This is a genomic window from Micromonospora sp. NPDC005174 (assembly GCF_040608495.1).
Lineage (GTDB): Bacteria > Actinomycetota > Actinomycetes > Mycobacteriales > Micromonosporaceae > Micromonospora.
In genome coordinates this window covers 1-1,306 of the sequence record NZ_JBEXIJ010000068.1, presented here as the reverse complement: position 1 = coordinate 1,306, position 1,306 = coordinate 1, and the positions used below count along the sequence as shown (strand labels likewise).

1 protein-coding gene is annotated in these 1,306 nt (G+C 66.2%); it reads left to right on the top strand.

The genetic code is table 11. The annotated features are described in order from the left end of the window. The first annotated feature begins 546 nt into the window (after positions 1–546). A complete protein-coding gene (locus ABZU91_RS32710) occupies positions 547–1,197 on the top strand; it encodes a hypothetical protein (RefSeq protein WP_355249162.1) in 651 nt (216 codons plus the stop codon). Positions 1,198–1,306 lie beyond the last annotated feature (109 nt).

Here is a 1,306-nt window from a genome sequence, read left to right as displayed (position 1 = left end):
ACCCGCTACGCCAAACGAGCATCCCTTTACCGGGCCAGCCTTGTCCTCATCGCCGCCATCATCTGGCTTCCATGATCGACAGGACAGGCCCTAGGCGGCACCTATGACACTGTCTGTCGAGCCGCAAGCTTTGGCCGGCTTCGCCAACCAAGTCGACCGCGCCGCAGCCGACGTGTGGGAGATGCGCGGCTACCTCTACCGCCACGCCGACGTCGCAACCGGTGGCGAGCAAATTGAGATTGCCGAAGCCGCGCACGAACAGGCAGTGGCGGCCATCAACGGCACCCTCAACCGACTTGCCTGCCTTCTAGAGAACTCGCTCCCGAGCTGCGGGCCGCTGCCGGCTACTACCGCACGACGGACCTGGCTAACGCCGATCGCCTTGACCGCACCCTGCCCCCAGCAGGCGATCGGTGCATCACCCCCCTTGAGCTGGAATTGGCGAACAGCCCCTGCGCCCCCGCAAACTTCGTCGACGTCCGCGACGTACGCGGCCACCTCGACGCCCCGAGCGACCCCGACAAGCCCGCGAACTCGCTCGGCTGGATGGACTACATCAGCCCAGCAAGCTGGCTCAACGAAGCGTTCAACCACGTCTTCGGCTTCGACCCCATCGGCAGACTCCAAAGCCAAGTCTCCGGAGACTGGGAAGCCCTGGCCAAGATGGCACCCGTCGTCGACAACATCGGTGGCGCTCTGCACGACCTGGCCTACAACGTCCAGGCCGGCACCACCACCCTGCACCCCCTCTGGCACGGCGTAGCCGGCGACGGCGCCTTCCGCTACTTCACGGCCACCGCCAACGCCACCGCCGGCCTCCATACTCCAATGTCCGCCATCAGCACGGCTTACCGGGAAATGGCCGACGCTGTCTGGTCGGCCGGGGAAGCCCTCGGCGGCGTCGTCACAAGCCTTATCGACGCCGCCATCATCGCCGGCCTCGCCGCCGCTGCCGGCACCGCCACCTCGGCAACCGGTGTCGGCGCCCTCGTCGGCTACGGTGTCGCAGCCGCTGAAGTCGCCAACATGTTCTGCCTTTGGGCCGAAGCCACCAAGCTCTGCAAACAGATCGCCGCCGCCGTCCTCGCCTTCCGCGCCGTGATCACCCGCGAACTCAGCGGCCTCGACACCGTCGCCCTCCCCGCGCTCCCTGAGGGCGGCCGATACGACCATCCCCTCGCTGACGCGAAGGCATAAGCACGTGGATCATCTAGTACTCCAGCAGGAGATCCGTTCTGACCTGCTGTGGCGGTGTGGTTTTGTCCGTGGGCATGGAACAGCCACCGCTGAGTCTCGTGGTTGTGTG